1 protein-coding gene is annotated in these 273 nt (G+C 37.0%); it reads left to right on the top strand.

The features are described from left to right. A partial coding sequence (locus tag SAY88_RS25040; RefSeq protein ID WP_332635132.1) for a hypothetical protein occupies positions 1 to 273 on the top strand: 273 nt, incomplete at both ends.

Below are 273 nucleotides of genomic sequence, written 5' to 3'. Positions count from 1 at the left end.
ATTGGTTCATCAAAAAATTTGGCTGGATAAGCCAAAATACGATGCCGCAGAAAAGAGATACTATGAAAGATTAGCTAAGATAGATGATATTGCTGTCACCTCTAATACTGTCAGTGTTGAAATAACTAATCGTTTGAGCTCTTTGGAAAAAGAAAATGTGGATTTAAAAAATCAGGTTAGCGAACTTGCGGATCTTTCAAAGAAAATGGACCTCAGAATCTCTTCATTGGAAGTAACTTGTGCTGGACCGTCGAAGCCCACTGATTATAAAGC

The sequence above is a fragment of the Halalkalibacter flavus genome, from assembly GCF_036663575.1.
Lineage (GTDB): Bacteria > Bacillota > Bacilli > Bacillales > Bacillaceae_D > Halalkalibacter > Halalkalibacter flavus.
Note: the sequence above shows the minus strand (reverse complement) of the source record. Positions and strands in the feature narration are given on the sequence as shown.